The organism is Streptomyces sp. NPDC087420 (genome assembly GCF_044744165.1).
Lineage (GTDB): Bacteria > Actinomycetota > Actinomycetes > Streptomycetales > Streptomycetaceae > Streptomyces.
Genome location: NZ_JBIUXU010000011.1, coordinates 241,696 through 263,581 on the forward strand (window position 1 = coordinate 241,696; position 21,886 = coordinate 263,581).

The following is a 21,886-nucleotide window of genomic DNA, read 5'->3' on the forward strand; positions in this document are numbered from 1 at the left end:
CGGGTCACCGCTTCCTGACGTATTTCCGGACCACCACACCATTTCCGAACGTCTCCACGGACTCCAGCGTGAACTCCCCGATCGCGAAATCGGCCGCGAACATCGGCATTCCCGAGCCGAGGACCAGCGGATAGGTCTTGATGACCAGTTCGTCCACCTCCTCCTTCAACTGTCCGGCCAGATCGGCGCCTCCGCAGAGGTAGATCCCCAGGTCGCCGTCCTCCGCTTTCAGTTCCCGAACCTTTTCGGCCAGATCTCCGGCCACGATCTCCACGGCCGGATCCGGGCTCTCCTTGATGCTCCGTGAGGCCACGTACTGCCGCATGTGCGCGTACGGACTGGTCACGTTCTCGGCCAGCGCCAGGTCATAACTGGCCCGGCCCTGGACGACGGTGTCGAACCGTTCGTTCTTGAGGTGGTCGATGCCGAGCGCCCGGCGGCCGGGGCTCGCCATCGTCTCCGGACAGTCCGACGTCAGGTAGGCGAGGAACTCCTCGTCCACGAAGCGCATGAAGCAGGTGGCGTCCCCGGTCGGATCGCCGATGAAGCCGTCGATCGAAGCAGCGACAAAATAGGTCAGCTTGCGCACACGGATCCTCTGGGTCGCGGGACAGAAGGCGGTCAGGCGCCCCAGGACGTGACGGAGCACCTGACCACTTCATCCATAGTGCTCAGACCGTAGTGGTGATGCAACCCCTTTCCCCGCCGCACCTCACCGCGTGCGGCGCGTCACGAACTCCGCCAGCGCCAGCAGATCGCCCGCCGCGGTGAGGTCGGGCACCGCCCGGGACAGCTGCTGTACGGCCCTGGCCATCCGGTCGGCCGCCTGGACCTGCGCCCAGTCACGCCCCCCGGCCCGCTCCACCGCGTCCGCCGCCCGGCGGATCGCGGCGCCGTCCATCGGCGACCGGTACAGCTCGGCCAGCTCCTCCGCCGCCTCAGTCCCCGAGGCCAGCGCGGCGACCACCGGCAGCGACTTCTTGTGCGCGGCGAGGTCGGCGCCGGCCGGTTTGCCCGTACGGTCGGGGTCCCCCCAGATCCCGATCAGGTCGTCGATCAGCTGGAAAGCGAGGCCCGCCTCCCGGCCGAAGGCGTCCATCGCGGCGATCTCCTCCTCGCCCGCGCCCGCGTACAGCGCGCCCAGCGCGCACGAACTGCCCAGCAGCGCACCGGTCTTGGCCATCGCCATCGCCACGCACTCGTCCAGGGAGACCTCGTCGGGGGCCCGCTGTTCGAAGGCGCAGTCCGCCTGCTGCCCCGCGCACAGCTCGATGACACACGCGGCGAGCCGGGCGGAGGCCGCGCCCGACGCCGGATGCGGGTCCTCGGCCAGGAGCCGCAGGGCGAGGGCCATCATCGCGTCGCCCGCGATGATGGCGTCCGGGGTGCCGAACACCGTCCAGGCGGTCGCGCGGTGGCGCCGCGTGAGGTCCTCGTCGATGACGTCGTCGTGGAGCAGCGTGAAGTTGTGGGCCAGTTCGACGGCGACCGCCGCCCGGACGGCATGGAGCGGGTCCCCGCCGAGCGCCCGGGCCGAGGCGAGCACGAGCGCGGGCCTGATGGCCTTGCCCGCCCTTCCCGAGGCCGGCGTGCCGTCGGCGTGCTCCCAGCCGAAGTGGTACATCGCGACACGGCGTATGGAGTCCGGCAACGACTCCACCGTGGAGCGCAGTTGGGGATGGACGGCGGTGCGGGTGCGGTCCAGGAGGGCTACCGCCTCGTGGCCCTCGGTGGCGGCATCCGTACTGGTCATGGTCACGGTCACTTCCTCTGTCACTGTGTCGGACCGGGCGTGCGGGTGCCGGGAGGGGCCGGCGCGGCGCCGACCCCTCCGGCCGGCCGGCTCAGCTCCAGCGGCCCACTTCCACGTTCTCCAGCACGCCCACCGCGTCCGGCACCAGGATCGCCGCCGAGTAGTACGCCGTGACCAGGTAGGAGATGATCGCCTGCTCGTCGATCCCCATGAAGCGGACGGACAGGCTCGGCTCGATCTCGTCCGGGATGCCGCTCTGCTGGAGCCCGATGACGCCCTGCTCGGCCTCGCCCGTACGCATGCAGAGGATCGAGGTCGTCCTGGCGGCCGAGATCGGGATCTTGTTGGACGGGAAGATCGGCACACCCCGCCACGCGGGCACGTGGTGCCCACCGACCTCCACGCTGTCCGGGTAGATCCCGCGCTTGTTGCACTCACGCCCGAAGGCCGCGATGGCCCGCGGATGCGCCAGGAAGAGCTTCGAGCCGCGGCGGCGCGAGAGCAGCTCGTCCATGTCGTCGGGGCTGGGCCCGCCGCCGTGGGGCTGGAGCCGCTGGCCGTAGTCGCTGTTGTGCAGCAGACCGAACTCGCGGTTGTTGATCAGCTCGAACTCCTGGCGCTCGCGCAGCGCCTCGACCGTGAGCCGCAACTGCTGCTCGGTCTGGTTCATCGGCTGGTTGTACAGGTCCGCGACCCTGCTGTGCACCTTCAGCACCGTCTGGGCCACGCTCAGTTCGTACTCCCGCGGCTCTCCCTCGTAGTCCACGAACGTGTGAGGAACGACCGCCTCCCCCACGTGCCCGGCGGACAGCTCGATCTCGGCCTCGCCGTACTTGTTGGTCCGCTGGTGCGGCACGCTCGCCAGCGCGTCCAGGTGCTCGCGCAGCGAGGTGGCGCGGTCCGCCAGGTTCAGGACGTCCGCCCTGGTCAGGACCAGCACCGTGCACGCCGTCGCCGCACGGACGCTGTAGTCCCAGGTGGCCTCCCCGTCCACCAGGGCCTGATCGCCGAAGTACGCCCCGTCCGCGAGCGTCTCCAGCACCGCGTCGTCCCCGTAGGGCCCCGTCCCGACCTTCTCCGCCCGGCCGTGCGCCAGCAGGTAGACCCGGTCCGCCGTGTCCCCGGCGGACGCGAGTACCTGCCCGGCCGCGAACTCCTGCTGCTCGCAGCGCCCCGCGAGCTCGGCGAGCGCCGCCTCGTCCCCGTACCCCCGCAGGGCGGGCAGCTCGCCCAGCTCCGCGGGGATGACCGCCACCCGGTCCCCGGTCTGCACGAACGTCACCCGCCCGTCCCCGACCGCGTAACTGAGCCTGCGGTTGACCCGGTAGGTGCCGCCCTGTACCTGCACCCACGGCAGCATCCGCAGGAGCCACCGCGAGGTGATCTCCTGCATCTGCGGTACCGACTTGGTGGTGGTCGCCAAGTTGCGCGCGGCGTCCGTTCCCAGACTCTGCTGGGGCGGCGCCTGCGACTCGCGGACCTCGTCACCAACCGACATGAAGTCTCCCCTTCAGTTCATGTACTGACCTGCACGACAGACACTTTCAGCACGGAGAGTCGGCGCGCCATTACACAAATGAGTGGGACTGGATCACCTGGAACGGGGCACAACACGCCGAAAATCATCCGGTCGGCCCATCGGGGGCCCGTTTCGGCGCCCTCTTCGTTCCCGTGTCCGGATCGGTTCGCACACCGTGCGAACGCCGTGCGAAGGCGATACGAACGGCTGTTGGTGGCGCGGCCCTTGGGGTAGGAGCGCGGTACGGGATATTCCGCTTACCGTCCGAAGGGGCCGGCCGTGTCCTCACCCATGTCCGCGAGCAAGTTTCTCGACGTGTTGAAGAACGAAGGGCTGACCGTCGTCCAGGTCGGCGACTGGCGTACCCACAACCGCAACCACAAGGGCCCCTGGGGCCCGGTCCACGGCGTGATGATCCATCACACGGTCACCAAGGGGACCGCGGCCACGGTCCGCATCTGCCGGGACGGGTACGCGGCCCTGCCGGGCCCGCTGTGCCACGGTGTCATCGCCAAGGACGGCCGGGTCCACCTGGTCGGCTACGGGCGGGCCAACCACGCGGGGAGCGGGGACGACGACGTCCTGCGCGCCGTGATCGCCGAGAAGGCCCTCCCGGCGGACAACGAGTCGAACACCGACGGCAACCGCTACTTCTACGGCTTCGAGTGCGAGAACCTGGGCGACGGGAAGGACCCCTGGCCCGCCGTCCAGCTGGAGGCCATCGAGAAGGCCGCCGCCGCGATCTGCCGCTACCACGGCTGGAGCGCGCCGTCCGTCATCGGCCATCTGGAGTGGCAGCCGGGCAAGGTCGACCCGCGCGGGTTCACGATGGCGTCGATGCGGACCCGTATCCGCGACCGCCTGAAGTGACCACACGCGGCCACGGGGTGAACACACGCGGCCGCCCCGCGACAATGGGGCCGTGACCCCGCCCGGAGCCCCCGACCTCGCCGCCCTGCGGCCCCGGCTCCCGTCCCCGCTCACCGCCGTGGAGGACGAGCGCTTCTCCCGGCACGGCGTACGGCTGCTCCTCAAGCGCGACGACCTGATCCACCCGGAGCTGCCGGGCAACAAATGGCGCAAACTCGCGCCCAATCTCCGGGCCGCCGCCGAGGCGGGCCGGCACACCCTGCTGACCTTCGGGGGCGCCTACTCCAACCACCTGCGCGCCACGGCCGCCGCGGGCCGGCTGCTGGGCCTCGCCACGGTCGGTGTCGTCCGGGGCCAGGAGCTGGCGGACCGGCCGCTCAACCCCTCCCTCGCCCGCTGCGCGGCGGACGGGATGCGACTGCTCTTCGTCGACCGCGCGACCTACCGCCGCAAGACCGAACCCGCCGTCCTGAGCGCGCTTCTCACGGAGGCGGAACTCCGCCCCGACGCCGTCCACGTCGTCCCGGAAGGCGGCAGCAACGCCCTGGCCGCACGCGGCTGCGCCGCCCTCGGCGAGGAGCTGCGCGGGACGGCCGACGTCGTGGCCGTCGCCTGCGGGACGGGCGGGACGCTCGCCGGCCTCGCGGCCGGGCTCGGCCCCGGACAGCGCGCGCTGGGGTTCCCGGTGGTCGGCGGGGACTTCCTGGAGGCGGGGATACGGGAGCTCCAGCGCGCCGCGTTCGGCGGCCCCACGGGCGACTGGCGCCTCGACGGCCGCTTCACGTTCGGCGGCTACGCCCGTACCACCCCCGCCCTCGACACGTTCGCCGAGGACTTCGGGGCGCGGCACGGGCTGCCGGTCGAGCGGCTGTACGTGGCCAAGATGCTCTACGGCCTGACGGCGCTGACCGAGGAGGGCGCGTTCCCCGGGGGCACGACGGTGGCCGCGGTGATCACGGGCGCCCCCTGACGAAGGCTAGGGCGTCTCCTCCCGGTACGCCGACGCCTCCTCCAGGTCCAGCCGCCGCAGCAGCGTCCGCATCATCTCGTCGTCGATCGCCCGGCGGTCCCGCAGCTCCACGAAGACCGAACGTTCCGTCTCCAGGATCTCCCCCGACAGCCGCCGGTACGTGTCGTCGGCCGACTCCCCCGTCACCTCGTTGACCGTCCCGAGCCGCTCCCACACGGCGTTACGGCGGCGCTCCAGGACGGCGCGCAGCCGCGTGGCCAGCGGCTGCGGCAGCGCGTTGCTCTCGTCGGCGAGCAGCTCGTCCAGCCGCTCCTCCGCCGCCCTGGACGCCTCGCTCTGCGCCTGCGCCTCGGCCAGCGTCTCGGCCTGGACGTCGCGCCCCGGGATCCTCAGCAGCCGGATCAGCGGCGGCAGGGTGAGCCCCTGCACGACCAGCGTCCCGATGACGGTGGTGAAGGTCAGGAACAGGACGAGGTTGCGCCCCGGGAAGGGCTGGTCGTCGTGCATCGTCAGCGGGATCGAGAAGGCGATCGCCAGGGAGACCACCCCGCGCATCCCCGCCCACCCGACGATCAGCGGCGACCGCCAGTCGGTGTCGGGCTCACGCTCCCTGATCTTGGGGAACAGCTTGCGCGGCAGGAAGGTCGCCGGATAGACCCAGATGTACCGGACCACCACCACGGTGACGAAGACGCCGACGGCGTACAGGAGCGCCTCCCCGACGCCGTACTCCCCCAGGCCCCTGAGGACGAAGGGCAGTTGCAGTCCGATCAGCGCGAAGACGGACGACTCCAGGACAAAGGCGACCATCTTCCAGACCGCCGCCTCCTGGAGCCGCGTCGCGAAGTCGACCTGCCAGGAGCGGTGGCCGAGGTAGAGGGCGACGACCACGACGGCCAGCACCCCCGAGGCCCCGACCTGTTCGGCCGCCGCGTAGGCGACGAACGGGATCAGCAGGGAGAGGGTGTTCTGGAGCAGCGCCTCCCTCAGATGCGTACGGAGCCAGTGCAGCGGCACCATCATCACCAGCCCGATGCCGACGCCTCCCAAGGAGGCGAGCGCGAACTCGGCGAGCCCGCCGCCCCAGCTCGCGCCCTCGCCGACGGCCGCGGCGAGCGCCACCTTGAAGGCGGTGATCGCGGTCGCGTCGTTGACCAGCGACTCGCCCTGGAGGATGGTCGTTATCCGGCTCGGCAGACCCAGTTTCCGGGCGATGGCGGTGGCCGCGACGGCGTCCGGCGGCGCGACGACGGCGCCGAGCACCAGGGCGGCGGTCAGCGGCAGGTCCGGCACCAGCAGATAGGCGAGATAGCCGACCACGACCGTCGCGAAGAGCACGTACCCCACCGAGAGCAGCGCGACGGGCCGGATGTTGGCGCGCAGATCGAGGTACGAACTGTCCACCGCGGCCGTGTACAGGAGCGGCGGCAGCAGCAGGGGCAGCACGATGTGCGGATCCAGCGTGTAGTCCGGCACGCCCGGCACGTACGCGGCGATCAGCCCCACGGTCACCAGCAGCAGCGGAGCGGGCACCGGCGTCCTGCGGGCCGCGCCGGCGATCGCCGCGCTCCCCGCCACCAACGCGACCAGCGGCAATACGTCCATCCCCAGATCTTCGCAGGATATCCCGGGCTCCGGACAAGGCGGGAATACAATCCCTGGCCCAGAAGCGGAGTATTGAGTGCTCCGTGCGTATCGGAGGGGGTGGCGGGGTGATCCGTGCGTACAAATTCCTGATGCGGCCCACCGTGCGGCAGACGGCCGCCCTGGGCGAGATGCTCCGTGACCACTGCTCCCTCTACAACGGGGCCTTGCAGGAACGCCGCGACGCCTACCGGCACCCGTCGAGGACCAGCGTCAAGTACGGCACGCAGTCCGCACAGCTCAGGGATATCCGGGCGTTCGACCCGGAGCATCAAGGACGCTGGTCGTTCTCCTCGCAGCAGGCGACGCTGCGCCGCCTGGACAAAGCCTTCGCCGCGTTCTTCCGCCGGGTGAAAGCCGGAGACGCACCCGGCTACCCCCGCTTTCGCGGGGTGAACTGGTTCGACACGGTCGAGTTCCCGAAGGACGGCGACGGCTGCCGCTGGGACGCGGCCCCGCACGATCGGGCCACCCGTGTCCGCCTCCAGGGCGTCGGGCAGGTGAAAGTCAACCGGCACCGACCGGTGATCGGCAGGGTCAAGACGGTGTCGGTGAAGCGTGAGGGCCGCAAGTGGTTCGTCGTGCTGACCGCCGAGCAGGAGCGACCCGAGCCGCTCCCTCCGACCGGCAGCGTGGTCGGGATCGACCTGGGTATCGCCCACTTCCTCGCCGACTCAGACGGCGGATTCGTCCCCAACCCACGCCACGGCCGCACCGCCGCCGCGAAGCTCGAAGCCGCACAGCGGGCCCTGTCCCGGTTCCCGCGCCGCAAGGCGAAGGACCGCACCGCCCACCACCGGCGAGCCGTGGAGAAGGTCGCGGGGCTGCACGGCAAGGTACGACGCCGACGCCTCGACCACGCGCACAAGACCGCCCTCGCTCTGGTCCGTACGCACGACTTCATCGCGCACGAGGACCTCAAGATCCGCAACATGAAGAAGGCCCCCGCACCCAAGCCCAATCCCGACCGTCCGGGCGGATTCCTGCCCAACGGGGCAGCCGCGAAGGCCGCACTCAACCGCAGCATCGCCGACGCCGGATGGGGGGTGTTCCTCGCGATCCTGCACGCCAAGGCTGAAAGCGCCGGACGGGAAGTGATCGCCGTGGACCCCCGCAACACCTCCCGCGTGTGCCCCGAATGCGGGCACACCGCCAAGGAAAACCGGCCCACACAGGAGAAATTCCACTGCGTCGCCTGCGGCCACACCGGACACGCCGACACAGTCGGAGCCACCAACGTTCTACGGGCCGGGCTGGCCCGTCGTCACGCCGACCCGGCAGAGCGAGAAGCCCGCGGCTCCGGCCGGGGGCGGAGTCACCACACCGTCCTCACGAGTCGCCGTCGCCCTCGTCGGGCGTCGTAACCTGGCCATCATGAGCGAGTGCCTGCATGCCGCGGAACTGCCGCGCCCCGAGCCCGAACCGCAGAGCGACACCTGTCTGGAGTGCCTCGCGGTCGGGAGTCATCCGGTCCAGCTACGGCTCTGCCTCGTCTGCGGGAACGTGGGGTGCTGCGACTCCTCGCCGTACCAACACGCCACACAGCATTTCAAGAACACCGATCATGAGGTCATGAGGAGTATCGAACCCGGAGAGAGCTGGCGGTGGTGTTACGCGGACGGTTCGATCGTCTGACGCTTGGGTACGTCAACCCTCCGCCGGTTTCTTGTATTTGAGGGCGCCGCACGTCCGGCGACTTTCCGTACTCATAGGCTTACCATGAGTGACACCCGTCGGACGGGGGTCCGGCGACAGGGCACTATGGATCGCGATAGCGTCGCCAGTCCAGACCGGCTGCGTACCGACTACGTACCGCGAGGCTTCGGGACGTCCCTTGTCCGGAGCCCTGAAGAGCTTGTGCCACCTTGGAGGTGAGGGTGTCCCAGATCGCAGGCGAGCCCGGGACCCAGGACTTCGTGGAAGTCCGGCTGCCCGCTGCGGGTGCCTACCTGTCCGTGCTGCGTACGGCCACGGCCGGCCTCGCGGCGCGTTTGGACTTCACCCTCGACGAGATCGAGGACCTCCGCATCGCGGTGGACGAGGCCTGCGCGATCCTGCTCCAGCAGGCCGTGCCCGGCTCCGTCCTCAGCTGCGTCTTCCGGCTCGTCGAGGACTCCCTGGAGGTGACCGTCTCGGCGCCGACCACCGACGGGCGGGCTCCGGAACGGGACACCTTCGCATGGACGGTGCTCTCCGCACTGGCCGGAAAGGTCGACTCGACGGTCGCGGAGGACCGTACGGTCTCCATCAGCCTGTACAAACAGCGCGGCGCGGGACCCGGGCCGGCGTGAGGAACGGGGAAGGGCCGGTGCGTGACGAGGGGCGCGTCCCACGGGACGCGCGGCCGGAAGGATCCCGGCCGGCGGGACCGCGAGAAGGGCACGGGGCTCCGGTGGAGCCCGTGCTCGCTCCCGCGGGCATCCCGGAGCAGCAGGCCCGTCCCCACCCGGAGGACGGGCTTGACGGCCAGAAGGCCGCGGCGGAGCAGGCGCAGGCAGAGCGGGCGGCCACGATGAGCGAGCAGAGCGAGCAGCAGCACCCCAAGCAGACCGAGCAGACCGAGCGCACCGAGCGCACCGAGCAGAAGCAGCACGATCCCCACGACCGCAGCGGTGCGCGGCTGATGTTCGTCACGCTGCGCGAGCTGCCGGACGGGTCGCCGGAGAAGGCGGATCTGCGGAACCAGCTGGTGCGGATGCACCTGCCGCTGGTGGAGCATCTGGCGAGACGATTCCGCAATCGCGGCGAACCGCTGGACGATCTGACGCAGGTCGCGACGATCGGTCTGATCAAGTCGGTGGACCGGTTCGACCCGGAGCGCGGTGTCGAGTTCTCGACGTACGCGACGCCGACGGTCGTCGGGGAGATCAAGCGGCATTTCCGGGACAAGGGCTGGGCGGTGCGGGTGCCGCGGCGGCTCCAGGAGCTGCGGCTGTCGCTGACGACGGCTACGGCGGAGCTGTCGCAGCAGCACGGGCGGTCGCCGACGGTCCATGAGCTGGCCGAGCGGCTGGGCATCTCCGAGGAGGAGGTCCTGGAGGGGCTGGAGTCGGCGAACGCCTACTCGACGCTCTCGCTGGACGTCCCGGACACGGACGACGAGTCGCCGGCCGTGGCGGACACGCTGGGCTCGGAGGACGAGGCGCTGGAAGGCGTCGAGTACCGCGAGTCGCTCAAGCCGCTGTTGGAGGATCTGCCGCCGCGCGAGAAGCGGATCCTGCTGCTCCGGTTCTTCGGCAACATGACGCAGTCCCAGATCGCGCAGGAGGTCGGCATCTCGCAGATGCACGTCTCCCGCCTCCTGGCCCGGACGCTGGCGCAGCTGCGCGAGCGCCTGCTGGTCGAGGAGTAGGACAAGCATCAATCGGTACGGCTCCGAGGCTCCCCGCCCCCGCCCTCCGGGGCCGGGCCGGTGGACAGCCCGCCGGGTGGCGGGGGCCGGGCCGGGCCACCGGGCGGTCGCCGGGCGGGCCACGCCCCGCCGGGGCCGCGACGGTGCACCGCCGACGCGGCGCCCGCACCCGGTGCGGTGGCGATCAGGGCCGACCGCCGCCGAGAGTAGCGGGCGGAGTCACCTGCCGAACCGCCCCTGGGGCGTGACCGCTCAGAGGCGTCGTTCGCCAGCAGGGCGTGGCCCGCAGGGCGTGGCCGCGGCGTCCCGCGCGGGCCGGCGCAAGGCCGAGGACCGGGCGCGTAGCCGGTGCGCTCGCCCGGTCGGACGACGCGACGCGTGCGGGTACCGGCCGTCGGGGGCGGGACGACGCGCGCAGGTACCGGCCGTCGGGGGCGGGACGACGCGACGCACGCACGTGGCCGCCGTCGCGGGCCGGACGGCGCTTCGCGGACACGCCTCAGGAGTCAGTCGCCGGTCGAGTCGCGCGCCCCGGGGCCGATCCCGAGCGCCTCGGTCGTCGTCGGGTGGAGCAGCAGGACCAACCCGGTCACGGCCACCGCCGCGAGCGCGATGCCGGCCGGGATCCAGATGCCCGACGCCTGGAGCAGGGTCCACGCGACCGGCAGCGCCATGATCTGGATGATCAGCGCGGGGCCCCGGCTCCAGGAGCGCCGCAGCAGCAGGCCCCGGACCGCCAGCAGCGGGAGCAGGGCGAGGGCGATCACGGTGAGGCCGCCCGTCTCGGCCTGCCGGGGGCTGTCCGGCCGTCCCAGCAACCCCATGACCAGCAGATACCCGCCGGCGCCGAGCAGCGTGAGGGCCTCGAGCCCGCAGAGCGCCGCCAGCGCGGTCACACGCGGGGGCCGCGGGCCGGACGCGGGGGCCTGCGCGGGCGGGGACGCGGGCGTGGACGCGGGGCCGGTCTCTTCGCTGCTGCTCACCCCAGCAGGGTAGCCGCCGCCTTTTCCCGCGCGGCCGGCCAGGCCTCTTCCCGTACCGCCGGGTAGGCCTCCCCCGTCCCGAGGCGACCTGACCGCGCCCCGGCCGGTAATCTGCTGACCATGCGCGCACTCCTCGTGGTCAATCCGGCAGCAACCACCACCAGTGCCCGCACCCGTGACGTGCTGATCCACGCGCTCGCCAGCAAGATGAAGCTGGAGGCCGTGACGACGGAGTACCGCGGGCACGCCCGGGACCTGGGCCGGCGGGCGGCGGACTCGGACGACATAGAACTGGTGGTCGCCCTCGGCGGGGACGGGACGGTCAACGAGGTCGTGAACGGGCTGCTCCACAACGGGCCCGACCCGGACCGGCTGCCGCGTCTCGCGGTGGTTCCCGGCGGTTCGACCAATGTGTTCGCCCGTGCGCTCGGACTGCCCAATGACGCGGTCGAGGCGACCGGCGCGATTCTGGACGCCCTGGCCCGGCAGAGCGAACGTACGGTCGGCCTGGGACTGGCGGCCGGGACTCCGGGGACGGAGGACGAATCGGTTCCGTCACGATGGTTCACTTTCTGTGCCGGATTCGGATTCGACGCGGGAGTGGTCGGAAGGGTCGAACAACAGAGGGAGCGCGGGAAAAGATCGACGCACGCCCTCTATGTGCGCCAGGTGGTACGGCAATTCCTGGAGGAGCCCCACCGCCGGCACGGGATGATCACCCTGGACCGCCCCGGCGAGGACCCCGTGACGGACCTCGTCCTGTCCATAGTCTGCAACACCGCCCCCTGGTCCTACCTGGGCAATCGTCCGCTGTACGCGTCTCCCGGCGCCTCGTTCGACACCGCGCTGGACGTGCTCGGGCTGAACAGTCTGAGCCCTGCGGCGGTGGCGCGGTACGCGACCCAATTGCTCACTTCGTCCCCTGAAAAAGGACCCCACGGGCGCCATGCCGTGTCGCTCCACGACCTGACGGACTTCACCTTGCATTCCAAGGCGCGTCTGCCCTTCCAGATGGACGGCGACCACCTGGGACTGCGCACCAGTGTGACGTTCACAGGCGTTCGCCGTGCACTGCGTGTGATTGTGTGAGTGGAAGGACACAAAGTCCTTCCACTCGAACGTTTAGGCTGGCATCCACCCCATGGAAGTACGGCTGTGACGGAGTCGTCACCGAGGAATCAAAAAAAACTTTCCTGAAGGGGTTGTATCCGCCGCCGAGGTTTGCGAATCTCTACATGGCGATCGGGACGGCCCGCAACACCGGCCTCCCTGAGAACCAGAACCCCTCCTCATTCAAGGACCACACCAGCTTGTCTGGCGGTCGGCCCTTCCCTTGTCGGGGGATTCGTGAAAGCGTTCACATTCACAAGCAACATGTTCGTCACACCAAGAGAGGTAGCAGCCATGGACTGGCGTCACAACGCCGTTTGCCGCGAGGAAGACCCCGAGCTCTTCTTCCCCATCGGCAACACCGGTCCTGCGCTGCTGCAGATCGAGGAAGCCAAGGCCGTCTGCCGTCGCTGCCCCGTCATGGAGCAGTGCTTGCAGTGGGCGCTCGAGTCCGGCCAGGACTCGGGTGTCTGGGGTGGCCTCAGCGAGGACGAGCGCCGCGCAATGAAGCGCCGCGCCGCTCGCAACCGGGCGCGTAACGCGACCGCCTGACCCACCCCGCAACGAGCCCCGGCCAGGCGGAGCGCACAGAGAGTGCGCACGGCCCCGCCCCCGAAACGCAGCGCGCAGTACCCCCCGATGCGCATCGCAATGTGAGCTTCGAACCGAGCCCCGGACCGTCACCACGGTCCGGGGCTCGATGCTTGGGGTGAGGGGCTCGATGCTTGGGGTGAGACGAACGGGGTCGAACGGCCTCACCCCTACGGCTACTTCTGGCGACTACTTCTGCGGCTCCACCGGTATGTCGAGGACCACACGGGTGCCGCCCCCGGGGTTGGGGACCATGTCGAAGCTGCCGCCCAACTCCCCCTCCACCAGGGTCCGTACGATCTGGAGCCCCAGATTTCCGGTCCGCTGCGGGTCGAACCCCTCGGGCAGACCGACACCGTCGTCCTGAACGGTGATCAGCAACCGGGCGTCGGAGCGCACCCCTTCGCCGCGTTTCGCCGCCGGCTGTTCGCCGCTGCGGACCGCCGAGACCTCGACCCGGCCCTGTTCGCCCGGCGCGAAGGCGTGTTCCAGCGCGTTCTGGAGGATTTCGGCGAGGACCATCGAGAGCGGGGTGGCGACCTCGGCGTCCAGGATCCCGAAGCGTCCGGTACGCCGGCAGGCGACCACCCCGGGAGAGATCTCCGCCACCATCGCGAGGACCCGGTCGGCGATCTCGTCGAACTCAACCCGCTCGTCCAGATTCTGGGACAGCGTCTCATGGACGATCGCGATCGAACCGACGCGCCGTACGGCCTCGTTGAGGGCCTCCCGGCCCTGCGGTGAGTCCATCCTCCTGGCCTGGAGCCTGAGCAGCGCGGCGACCGTCTGGAGGTTGTTCTTGACCCGGTGGTGGATCTCCCTGATCGTGGCGTCCTTCGTGATCAACTCCCGCTCGCGGCGGCGCAGTTCCGTCACGTCACGGCAGAGGACCAGCGAACCGATCCGGACGCCCTTGGGTTTGAGCGGGATGGCGCGCAGCTGGATGACCCCGCCGCTGCCCTCGACCTCGGTCTCCCGGGGGGCGTAGCCGCTGGCCAGTTTGACCATGGCCTCGTCCACCGGGCCCCGGGCGGGCGCCAGTTCGTCGGTCGTCCGTCCGAGGTGATGTCCCACCAGGTCGGACGCCAGTCCCAACCGGTGATACGCCGAGAGGGCGTTGGGGCTCGCGTACTGGACGACCCCGTCGGCGTCGAGCCGGATGAGTCCGTCGCCGACGCGCGGGGAGGCGTCCATGTCGACCTGCTGGCCGGGGAACGGGAAGGAGCCGGCCGCGATCATCTGGGCGAGGTCGGAGGCGGACTGGAGGTAGGTCAGCTCCAGCCGGCTGGGCGTGCGGACCGTCAGCAGGTTGGTGTTGCGGGCGATGACGCCGAGGACGCGGCCCTCCCGGCGTACGGGGATGGACTCGACGCGTACGGGCACCTCCTCGCGCCACTCCGGGTCGCCCTCGCGGACGATCCGCCCCTCGTCCAGCGCGGCGTCCAGCAGCGGTCTGCGGCCCCGGGGGACGAGGTGGCCGACCATGTCGTCCTGGTAGGAGGTGGGGCCGGTGTTGGGGCGCATCTGGGCCACGGAGACATAGCGCGTACCGTCCCGGGTGGGCACCCACAGCACGAGGTCGGCGAAGGACAGGTCGGAGAGCAGCTGCCACTCCGAGACCAGCAGGTGAAGCCACTCGAGGTCGGATTCGCTCAGGGCGGTGTGCTGGCGGACGAGGTCGTTCATGGAGGGCACACAGGGGAGCGTACCCGCGGCAGGAACCAGGACGAACCGCGATCAGGCCTCCCGGGCGGGCCGCGGGCCGGCCACCGGCCCGCTCTCTCCGGGGCCGCCAAGGGCCGGAAATCGCCTGCCGAATGGATGGACAGGGCGGAATGGTCTAGTCCACAATGATTCGGTAAAGAGCTTCCGCGCTCCCCGCACAGGAGCGCGGAACGAGGTACCCGGCGCTCTCTGCCCTGACTGCGCCGAGGCCTCCCCCACGGCCGTGCGGGACCGCACACCTGCCGGCCGTAGTAACTCCGGGCTGCGGTGCCGGACGGGTTGAGGGTCCCGTCGCGGCGCCGCGGCCCGCGGGTGTTTCGGCCCCCGGGGGCGCCCGCCCCGGCCCCGCGCCCCGGCGCGTTTCCGTCATCCGCGCCCGGCGCACGCACCCGCCCGCCCGGCCCTCTGGACCCCTGGACCTGTGCGTCCCCTCTGCTAGATTGGTCTATACCACAAAAAGCCCTCTCCTCAGATCGGCAGGCCCCAGCGTGGAAGTTGTCATCGTCCAGGACGCCACGGCAGGCGGCGAACTCATCGCGGACACCATCGCCGCGCTGCTGCACCGCAAGCGCGACGCCCTCCTCGGTGTGGCCACGGGATCGACCCCGCTGCCCATCTACCGGGCGCTGTCGGCCCTCGTCGGGTCCGGGGCGGTGGACGCCTCGGGCGCCAGGATCGCCCAGCTCGACGAGTACGTGGGACTGCCGCAGGGCCACCCGGAGTCGTACCGCTCGGTCGTCCTGCGCGAGGTCCTGGCGCCGCTGGGCCTCTCCGAGGAGTCCTTCCTGGGCCCCGACGGCAGTGCCGAGGACATCCTGGCGGCGTGTGAGGCGTACGACCGCGCGCTCGCCGAGGCCGGCGGAGTGGACCTCCAGCTGCTCGGCATAGGCACGGACGGGCACATAGGCTTCAACGAGCCGTGCTCCTCGCTCGCCTCGCGCACCCGCATCAAGACGCTGACCCGGCAGACCCGCGAGGACAACGCGCGCTTCTTCGACAGCATCGACGACGTCCCGCACCACGTGATCACCCAGGGCATCGGGACGATCCTGGAAGCACGCCACCTGATCCTGCTCGCCACCGGCGAGGGCAAGGCGGAGGCCGTGGCCCAGACGGTCGAGGGACCGGTCGCCGCGCTGGTGCCCGCCTCCGCGCTGCAACTGCACCCGCACGCCACGGTCGTCGTGGACGAGGCCGCGGCCTCGAAGCTCAAGCTCGCGGAGTACTTCCGGGACACCTACGCCGCCAAGCCGGACTGGCAGGGGCTGTAAGGACCACCACGCTTTCTCCGGACGTACGAAGACGAGTGCCGGACCACCCACGGGGGGCGGTCCGGCACTCGTCATTTCCGTCCCGGCCAGGACAACGCCACCGGCCGGGACTCAGCTCCTCAGACGCGGCCCGCGATGACCTCGGCCGCCGCCGTGCCGCACACCCGTGCCGCGCCGTGCGTGGCGATGTGCAGCGCGCCCCTGGGCTCCGCCTCGTTCACGCCCATCTCGACCACCACCGTCGTGGGCCGCGCCGCGAGGAGCGCGTCCAGGGCGTCCGCCATCCACGCGTGCCGGTGCACGTCCCGCACGACGGCGACGATCGTGCGGTCACCGGCGGCCGCGAGCACCTTCCCGGTCAGCGCGGCGGTGTCCGTACCGTCGATCCCGGCGCTGTTGTACGCGCCCGTCTCGGTGCCGGGCAGCAGCCGCGCCAGCTCCGGGGCCACGCCCCACGGCGTCTCGTCGCCGACGGCGATGTTCGCGATGGGGGTGAAGGCGGCGACGTACGGCGCCTCGTCGAGCGGCTTGCCCGCCCCGGTGACCCGCACCGCGCGCCGCGCGGCCACCAGGCCGATCGGGGCGTCGTCCGCGGTGCCGGTCGCGGGAGCGCTCACAGCGCCGTTCAGGGTCACGCTTGTGGTGCCGGGCGCGGTCCCCTCCGGTGAATCCGCGCCCGGCTCCGAAGCCCCCCTGACCCGAACCGTCCAGTCGGCGAGCGCGCGCACCCGCGCGGCCGCGTCGGCCAGACGCTCCTCGGCCAGTTCGCCGTCCCGTACCGCCGCCACCAGCGCGTCGCGCAGCCGCAGTACGGTTCCCTCGTCCGACGGGCCGCCGCCGACGCAGATCGCGTCGGCGCCCGCCGCGATCGCGAGGGCGGTGCCGCGCTCGATCCCGTACGTGGCGACGATGGCTTCCATGTCCATGCCGTCGGTGACGATGAGGCCGTCGAAGCCCAGTTCCTCACGGAGCAGGCCGAGCAGGATCTGCGGGCTCAGCGTCGCCGGGCGGTTCGGGTCGAGCGCGGGAAGCAGGATGTGCGCGCTCATCACCGCTTTGGAACCCGCCGCGACGGCCGCCCGGAAGGGCAGCAGGTCACGGGCGTGCAGTGTGTCCAGGTCCACCTCGATGCGGGGCATCGCGTGGTGTGAGTCCACGGCGGTGTCGCCGTGCCCGGGGAAGTGCTTGGCGCAGGCGGCGACGCCGGCGCTCTGGAGACCGTCGACGTACGCGGCGGTGTGCCGGGCCACCAGGTCGGGATCGGCGCCGAAGGACCGTACCCCGATGACCGGATTGTTCCGGTTCGAGTTGACGTCGGCGGAGGGCGCCCAGTTGAAGTTCACCCCGCACGCGGCGAGCCGGCGGCCCAGCTCCCTGGCGACGCCCCGGGTGAGGTCGAGGTCGTCGACCGTACCCAGCGCGTAGTTGCCGGGGAAGGACGAGCCGTGCCTGACCTCCAGGCGGGTGACGTCACCACCCTCCTCGTCGATGGCGACGAGGAGGTCGTCGCGCTCGGCCCGCAGCTGGGCGGTGAGCGCGGCGATCTGGTCCGGGGTGCGGATGTTGCGGCCGAACAGGGCGACGGAGGACAGGCCTTCGCCGATCCGCCGCAGGACCCAGTCCGGGGCCGTGGCCCCGGCGAAGCCCGGCTGGAGGACGGCGAGGGCGTCGCGGGTGAGGGTGTCCGTACCCGTCAGGAGTGTGGTCATGGGTGGTGTTATCCCTTCACCGCGCCGGCCGTCAGACCGCCGACGGCGCGGCGCTGGAGGAAGGCGAAGACGAGGAGCACGGGGAGGGCGAAGAGCGTGGACGCGGCCATGGTCGCACCCCAGTCGCTGCCGAAGGCGGTCTGGAACTGGGTCAGCCAGAGCGGCAGCGTCTGCGACTCCTTCTCCTTGTTCAGGATCAGGACCATCGCGAACTCGTTCCAGGCGGTGATGAAGCCGAAGAGCGAGGTCGACATCAGGCCGGGGGCCAGCAGGGGGAAGATCACCTTCATGAACGCCTGGCCGCGGTTGCAGCCGTCGATCAGCGCCGCCTCCTCCAGCTCGACCGGGACGGCGGCGATGAAGCCGCGCAGGGTCCAGATGGTGAAGGGCAGCACCATGACGAAGTAGATCGCCGTCAGGGTGCCGAGGCTGTTGAGGTAGTCGCCGTCACGGGCGATCATGTAGACCACGATGACCATGACTTCCCACGGTGCCATCTGGGCCATCATGACGCCGAGCACCAGGCCCTTGCGCCCGCGGAATTTCATCCGTGCGATGGCGAAGGCGGCGGCCAGGGCGACGACCAGCGAGATGAGCACCGCGCCGATCGTGACGATCAGGCTGTTCGTGACGTACGTCCAGAACAGGTCGACGCCGGTCGCCTTGGTGTAGTTCTCGAAGGTCGGGGTGAAGACGAAGACCGGGTCCTTGGTGAGGATCTGGCTCTGCGGCTTCAGCGAGGACGCGAACATCCAGTAGACCGGGAAGATCAGGACCAGGGCGATGAGGAGCGCGCCGACGTTCTTGGCGATCGCGCCGGGCCGCACGGGCTTCTTGTTGCGGACCGCGGGGGCGGCGGGGACCGCGTCGGCGGGCGGCTTGGTGAGGGTGGTGCTCACTGCTCCTCCTCCTGCTTCAGGATCAGGCGGAAGTAGAAGGACATGATGGCGATCAGCATCACGATGGTCAGTACGGAGATCGCGGCGGCGAGGCCGTAGCGGAACAGGCCCTGGCCGGTGATGTACGCGTACACGGGGAGGGTCTCGGACGCGTGGTCCGGGCCGCCCTGGTTCATCGCGTACACCTGCGCGAATGCCTTGAAGACCCAGATGATCTCCAGGAACGTGGTGATCATGAAGAAGGGCCTGAGGTTCGGGAAGACCACCGACCAGAAGGTGCGCCAGCCGTTCGCGCCGTCCATCTTCGCGGCCTCGTACAGCTCGCTGCCGATGGTGGTGAGACCGGCGTACATGTTGAGCGCGACAAAGGGGATCGAGCCCCAGACGATCAGCAGCGTGACGATGACGAGGGTGGAGAAGCCGGTCTCGAACCAGTTGTGCTGTTCGTAGCCGGAGAATCCGAGGGTACGGAGCACCCAGTTCGCGACGCCGAACTGCTCGTCGAAGAGCCACCGGAAGACGGTCACGGAGGCGACGATGGGCATGGCCCAGGCGAGCATGAGCGCGAGCGAGAGGACCAGGCGCATCTTGGTGCCGAGGCGGTTGAGCAGCACGCCGATCAGCGATCCGAGGAGCATGATCAGGACGACGTTGGCGACCGTGAAGACGAGGCTCCGGACGACGACGGTCCAGAAGTCCGGGTCCTTGAGCAGCTCCGTGTAGTTGTCGAAGCCGACCCATTCGGGGAGCCGGGTGATCAGTTCCTTCCTGTTGACCTGCTGGAAGGAGAGGATCACGTTCTTGACGAGCGGATAGAGGAGCAGCACCGCCATCGAGAGGACCGCGGGGGCGATCAGCAGGTACGGCACCAGCCCGCCGAGCCGGGAGCGTCTACCGCGTGGAGGGGTGTGGATTTCCTGGGATCCGGTGGGGGGAGGCGGAGTCGTCGACTCCCCTGCCGCCCTTCCGGGCGCGTCCTCGGGTGCGGCGGTCACCGCTCCCTGGGAGTGCACGGTCATGGTCTTTCCTCGCGGTTCTGGGGCTCCCGCGCCCGCCGGGCGCGACCCGTGGACGACGGGCCGCTGTGCACGAACAAAACCCGGTGGCGCGGCCGGTGCAGAACACCGCCCGCACCACCGGGTGGTGACGACTACTGCTGGTTGAGGCGCTCGTTGATGACCTTGTCGGCCGCTTCGCCGGCCTTCTTCGGGTCCTCACCGTTCAGGACCTTCGTCATGAAGTCCTTGATCGGGTTGGGCGCGGTCTCGACGTTCGCCCAGCCCGGGGTGACCGGGGTGATCTTGCCGACGGGCGCCGACTTGGCCATGGCCTCGGCGAACGAGGCCGCGGGGGGCGCGAACTGCGACGCGTCGTTGTTCGGCAGCAGGGCGCCGCCGGTGGCCTCCGCGTACTTGGCCATCTGGTCCTTGCCCGCGGCGAGGGCCAGCCACTCCTTGGCGAGGTCCTTGTTCGGGGAGCGCTCGGCCACCGCGAGGTTGGAGCCGCCGAAGAAGACGGAGCCCGGCTTGTCGGCGGTCTTGCCCGGGATCGGGAAGTAGCCGAAGTCGGCGGTCTTGCCGGCCTTCTTGATGGCGTCGATCGCGCCGCCGGCCTCCCAGCCGAGGCCGATCCAGGACGCGACGTCACCCTTGGGCACGACGTCGGTGGACTGCTGAGGGGTCGCCTCGTCCTTGTCCTTGGGGCCGGTGGAGAAGGACTGGAGTTCCTTGTAGAAGTTGATGGCGGCCGTGGCCTCGGGGGAGGCCAGGTTGCCCTTCCACTGGTCGCCGTCCTTGACCGCGAGGTCGCTGCCCTCGTCCCAGACGAAGCCGGAGTACACGTACCAGCTCTGGCCGGGCAGGTAGATCGGCTGGACCTTCTTGTCCGACGCCTGGATCTTCTTGAGGCCGGCGATCCACTCGTCACGCGTGGTCGGCGGGGTCACCTTGGCCTTCTTGAAGATGGCCTTGTCGTAGACGACGACGCGGCTGGCGGCGTACCAAGGGGCGGAGTACAGCTTTCCGTCCAGCTCGGTGGAGGCCAGCATGCCCTTGTTCCAGCCGTCGTAGCCGAGCGCCGCCTTGTCACCGGTGAGGTCCGCGAGACCGCCGGTGACCGCGTAGCCCGCGGTCTGGGTGTTGCCGAGTTCGAGGACGTCCGGCGGGGTGTCCTCGGAGAGGGCCGTGGTGACCTTCTCCTGGATGCCGTTCCACTGCTGGATCTCGACCTTGACCTTGACGCCCTTGTGGGCCGCCTCGAACTCCTTGTTGACACCCTTGATCCAGGCGTCGGGGGCGGAGCCGTCCATGACCCAGACGGTCAGGTTCTTGCTGCCGCCGGCCTTTGTGTCGCTACCTTTGTCGTCGTCCGAACCACATGCGGCGATGCTGACCATCATGCCCGCGACACCTATCGCCGCGACGAGCTTGCGCTTCACGCCACCCTCCTCAGGGATGCCTGCAACTGCTGCCCACCGCGAAGCCATACGACTAGTAGTGACTGTGGGGTCGGGGGCTTGGCCTTAAATGGTTTAGACCAGTACCGGGAGCTTGGCCTAGACCTTTGGGGGTGTCAAGGGTGTATAAGAAGGACAGTCGCGTCCGTTATCGGACCGACACCTGAGGAGGGGCGACGACCCGTGAGCGGTCCGTGCCACCATGTGAGCCGCGACAGACGGAGGAGCCGGTGACGGCAGCAGCACAGTCGGGAAGGCAGGCCATGGCCACGGACGGGAGCGGTACGGAGTCCGAGGGTACGGCTCCCGTACGCACGGCGCGCGTGCCCAAGTACTACCGTCTCAAGCGGCACTTGCTCGATATGACGGGGACGCTGCCCCCCGGCACACCGGTTCCGCCAGAGCGTACTCTCGCCGCCGAGTTCGACACGTCGAGAACGACGGTTCGGCAGGCACTCCAGGAACTGGTCGTCGAGGGACGGCTCGAACGCATCCAGGGCAAGGGCACGTTCGTGGCCAAGCCCAAGGTCTCGCAGGCCCTCCAGCTCACCTCCTACACGGAGGACATGAGGGCCCAAGGACTGGAACCCACATCCCAGTTGCTGGACATCGGGTACGTCACGGCGGACGACACGCTCGCCGGGCTGCTCGACATCACCGCAGGCGGGCGGGTGCTGCGGATCGAACGGCTGCGGCTCGCCAGCGGGGAGCCGATGGCGATCGAGACCACGCACCTGTCGGCGAAACGCTTCCCCGCGCTGCGCCGCTCGCTCGTCAAGTACACGTCGCTCTACACGGCGTTGGCGGAGGTGTACGACGTGCGCCTCGCCGAGGCCGAGGAGACGATCGAGACCTCGCTCGCCACCCCGCGGGAGGCCGGGCTGCTGGGCACCGACGTCGGGCTGCCGATGCTGATGCTGTCGCGCCACTCGATCGACGGGAACGGCGAACCGGTGGAGTGGGTACGGTCGGTGTACCGCGGCGATCGTTACAAGTTCGTGGCGAGATTGCGCAGGCCGACCGACTGACCGACCG

Annotated in this window: 20 protein-coding genes; 10 read left to right on the forward strand and 10 right to left on the reverse strand. The window is 70.2% G+C overall.

Features of this window, described 5'->3' with window-relative positions:
- Nucleotides 1-4: 4 nt before the first annotated feature.
- From ACIO1C_RS24105 to ACIO1C_RS24115, 3 genes are all read right to left on the reverse strand, one after another.
- On the reverse strand, nt 5-589 hold the full coding sequence (locus tag ACIO1C_RS24105; RefSeq protein WP_401866703.1) for a dihydrofolate reductase family protein: 585 nt from the start codon (nt 587-589) through the stop codon (nt 5-7).
- A 123-nt stretch (nt 590-712) separates the two neighbouring features.
- The gene (locus ACIO1C_RS24110; protein ID WP_401866705.1) at nt 713-1,753 is read right to left on the reverse strand and encodes a family 2 encapsulin nanocompartment cargo protein polyprenyl transferase; all 1,041 of its coding nucleotides are present in this window, start codon (nt 1,751-1,753) and stop codon (nt 713-715) included.
- A 91-nt stretch (nt 1,754-1,844) separates the two neighbouring features.
- Nucleotides 1,845-3,251, reverse strand: coding sequence for a family 2B encapsulin nanocompartment shell protein (locus tag ACIO1C_RS24115; protein WP_401866707.1), 1,407 nt, complete (start codon nt 3,249-3,251; stop codon nt 1,845-1,847).
- 312 nt (nt 3,252-3,563) lie between these two features.
- Here ACIO1C_RS24115 and ACIO1C_RS24120 point away from each other — a divergent pair, with 312 nt between their 5' ends.
- Together ACIO1C_RS24120 and ACIO1C_RS24125 are read left to right on the forward strand one after the other, a co-directional pair.
- Nucleotides 3,564-4,142, forward strand: coding sequence for an N-acetylmuramoyl-L-alanine amidase (locus tag ACIO1C_RS24120; protein WP_401866890.1), 579 nt, complete (start codon nt 3,564-3,566; stop codon nt 4,140-4,142).
- Between the two features lie 52 nt (nt 4,143-4,194).
- On the forward strand, nt 4,195-5,112 hold the full coding sequence (locus ACIO1C_RS24125; protein WP_401866709.1) for a 1-aminocyclopropane-1-carboxylate deaminase/D-cysteine desulfhydrase: 918 nt from the start codon (nt 4,195-4,197) through the stop codon (nt 5,110-5,112).
- 6 nt (nt 5,113-5,118) lie between these two features.
- Here the strand turns inward: ACIO1C_RS24125 and ACIO1C_RS24130 are convergent, their stop codons facing one another.
- The gene (locus ACIO1C_RS24130; RefSeq protein ID WP_401866711.1) at nt 5,119-6,717 is read right to left on the reverse strand and encodes a Na+/H+ antiporter; all 1,599 of its coding nucleotides are present in this window, start codon (nt 6,715-6,717) and stop codon (nt 5,119-5,121) included.
- A gap of 107 nt (nt 6,718-6,824) precedes the next feature.
- Between ACIO1C_RS24130 and ACIO1C_RS24135 the strand changes: the two genes are divergently transcribed.
- From ACIO1C_RS24135 to ACIO1C_RS24150, 4 genes are all read left to right on the forward strand, one after another.
- Complete coding sequence (locus ACIO1C_RS24135; RefSeq protein WP_401866892.1) at nt 6,825-8,120, forward strand: RNA-guided endonuclease InsQ/TnpB family protein; 1,296 nt, start codon at nt 6,825-6,827, stop codon at nt 8,118-8,120.
- Between the two features lie 10 nt (nt 8,121-8,130).
- On the forward strand, nt 8,131-8,391 hold the full coding sequence (locus ACIO1C_RS24140) for a UBP-type zinc finger domain-containing protein (protein WP_401866713.1): 261 nt from the start codon (nt 8,131-8,133) through the stop codon (nt 8,389-8,391).
- Nucleotides 8,392-8,633: 242 nt separating this feature from the next.
- The gene (locus ACIO1C_RS24145; RefSeq protein ID WP_161306966.1) at nt 8,634-9,047 is read left to right on the forward strand and encodes an anti-sigma regulatory factor; all 414 of its coding nucleotides are present in this window, start codon (nt 8,634-8,636) and stop codon (nt 9,045-9,047) included.
- Nucleotides 9,044-10,108 (forward strand): RNA polymerase sigma factor SigF, encoded by a 1,065-nt coding sequence (locus tag ACIO1C_RS24150; protein WP_401866714.1) that lies wholly within the window; start codon nt 9,044-9,046, stop codon nt 10,106-10,108. The genes ACIO1C_RS24145 and ACIO1C_RS24150 overlap by 4 nt, the downstream gene beginning before the upstream one ends.
- 506 nt (nt 10,109-10,614) lie before the next feature.
- Here ACIO1C_RS24150 and ACIO1C_RS24155 read toward each other — a convergent pair.
- A complete protein-coding gene (locus ACIO1C_RS24155; RefSeq protein WP_401866716.1) occupies nt 10,615-11,091 on the reverse strand; it encodes a hypothetical protein in 477 nt (158 codons plus the stop codon).
- A gap of 120 nt (nt 11,092-11,211) precedes the next feature.
- Between ACIO1C_RS24155 and ACIO1C_RS24160 the strand changes: the two genes are divergently transcribed.
- Both ACIO1C_RS24160 and ACIO1C_RS24165 read left to right on the forward strand, forming a co-directional pair.
- Complete coding sequence (locus ACIO1C_RS24160; protein WP_401866718.1) at nt 11,212-12,180, forward strand: diacylglycerol/lipid kinase family protein; 969 nt, start codon at nt 11,212-11,214, stop codon at nt 12,178-12,180.
- 315 nt (nt 12,181-12,495) lie between these two features.
- Nucleotides 12,496-12,753, forward strand: coding sequence for a WhiB family transcriptional regulator (locus ACIO1C_RS24165; protein ID WP_004937597.1), 258 nt, complete (start codon nt 12,496-12,498; stop codon nt 12,751-12,753).
- A gap of 228 nt (nt 12,754-12,981) precedes the next feature.
- Here the strand turns inward: ACIO1C_RS24165 and ACIO1C_RS24170 are convergent, their stop codons facing one another.
- Nucleotides 12,982-14,478: a PAS domain-containing sensor histidine kinase gene (locus ACIO1C_RS24170; protein WP_327238537.1), complete on the reverse strand. Its 1,497-nt coding sequence runs from the start codon at nt 14,476-14,478 to the stop codon at nt 12,982-12,984.
- A 527-nt stretch (nt 14,479-15,005) separates the two neighbouring features.
- Here ACIO1C_RS24170 and nagB point away from each other — a divergent pair.
- A complete protein-coding gene (gene nagB, locus ACIO1C_RS24175; protein WP_401866720.1) occupies nt 15,006-15,788 on the forward strand; it encodes a glucosamine-6-phosphate deaminase in 783 nt (260 codons plus the stop codon).
- Nucleotides 15,789-15,907: 119 nt separating this feature from the next.
- Here the strand turns inward: nagB and ACIO1C_RS24180 are convergent, their stop codons facing one another.
- From ACIO1C_RS24180 to ACIO1C_RS24195, 4 genes are all read right to left on the reverse strand, one after another.
- The gene (locus ACIO1C_RS24180) at nt 15,908-17,497 is read right to left on the reverse strand and encodes a glycoside hydrolase family 3 protein (protein ID WP_401866722.1); all 1,590 of its coding nucleotides are present in this window, start codon (nt 17,495-17,497) and stop codon (nt 15,908-15,910) included.
- 8 nt (nt 17,498-17,505) lie between these two features.
- A complete protein-coding gene (locus ACIO1C_RS24185; RefSeq protein WP_327238538.1) occupies nt 17,506-18,324 on the reverse strand; it encodes a carbohydrate ABC transporter permease in 819 nt (272 codons plus the stop codon).
- Nucleotides 18,325-18,392: 68 nt separating this feature from the next.
- Nucleotides 18,393-19,415 (reverse strand): carbohydrate ABC transporter permease, encoded by a 1,023-nt coding sequence (locus tag ACIO1C_RS24190; protein ID WP_401866724.1) that lies wholly within the window; start codon nt 19,413-19,415, stop codon nt 18,393-18,395.
- 131 nt (nt 19,416-19,546) lie between these two features.
- Entirely contained in the window at nt 19,547-20,833 is a 1,287-nt protein-coding gene (locus ACIO1C_RS24195; protein ID WP_401866726.1) for an extracellular solute-binding protein, read from the reverse strand.
- Nucleotides 20,834-21,114: 281 nt separating this feature from the next.
- Between ACIO1C_RS24195 and ACIO1C_RS24200 the strand changes: the two genes are divergently transcribed.
- Entirely contained in the window at nt 21,115-21,879 is a 765-nt protein-coding gene (locus ACIO1C_RS24200) for a GntR family transcriptional regulator (protein WP_327238539.1), read from the forward strand.
- Nucleotides 21,880-21,886 lie beyond the last annotated feature (7 nt).

Excerpts from the sequence above, each read along its gene's own strand:
- ACIO1C_RS24110 (WP_401866705.1), bottom strand. The coding sequence starts at position 1,753 with ATGACCAGTACGGATGCCGCCACCGAGGGCCACGAGGCGGTAGCCCTC.
- ACIO1C_RS24115 (WP_401866707.1), bottom strand. The coding sequence starts at position 3,251 with ATGTCGGTTGGTGACGAGGTCCGCGAGTCGCAGGCGCCGCCCCAGCAG.
- ACIO1C_RS24120 (WP_401866890.1), top strand. The coding sequence starts at position 3,564 with ATGTCCGCGAGCAAGTTTCTCGACGTGTTGAAGAACGAAGGGCTGACC.
- ACIO1C_RS24130 (WP_401866711.1), bottom strand. The coding sequence starts at position 6,717 with ATGGACGTATTGCCGCTGGTCGCGTTGGTGGCGGGGAGCGCGGCGATC.
- ACIO1C_RS24140 (WP_401866713.1), top strand. The coding sequence starts at position 8,131 with ATGAGCGAGTGCCTGCATGCCGCGGAACTGCCGCGCCCCGAGCCCGAA.
- ACIO1C_RS24160 (WP_401866718.1), top strand. The coding sequence starts at position 11,212 with ATGCGCGCACTCCTCGTGGTCAATCCGGCAGCAACCACCACCAGTGCC.
- ACIO1C_RS24165 (WP_004937597.1), top strand. The coding sequence starts at position 12,496 with ATGGACTGGCGTCACAACGCCGTTTGCCGCGAGGAAGACCCCGAGCTC.
- ACIO1C_RS24170 (WP_327238537.1), bottom strand. The coding sequence starts at position 14,478 with ATGAACGACCTCGTCCGCCAGCACACCGCCCTGAGCGAATCCGACCTC.
- ACIO1C_RS24180 (WP_401866722.1), bottom strand. The coding sequence starts at position 17,497 with ATGACCACACTCCTGACGGGTACGGACACCCTCACCCGCGACGCCCTC.
- ACIO1C_RS24190 (WP_401866724.1), bottom strand. The coding sequence starts at position 19,415 with ATGACCGTGCACTCCCAGGGAGCGGTGACCGCCGCACCCGAGGACGCG.
- ACIO1C_RS24200 (WP_327238539.1), top strand. The coding sequence starts at position 21,115 with ATGGCCACGGACGGGAGCGGTACGGAGTCCGAGGGTACGGCTCCCGTA.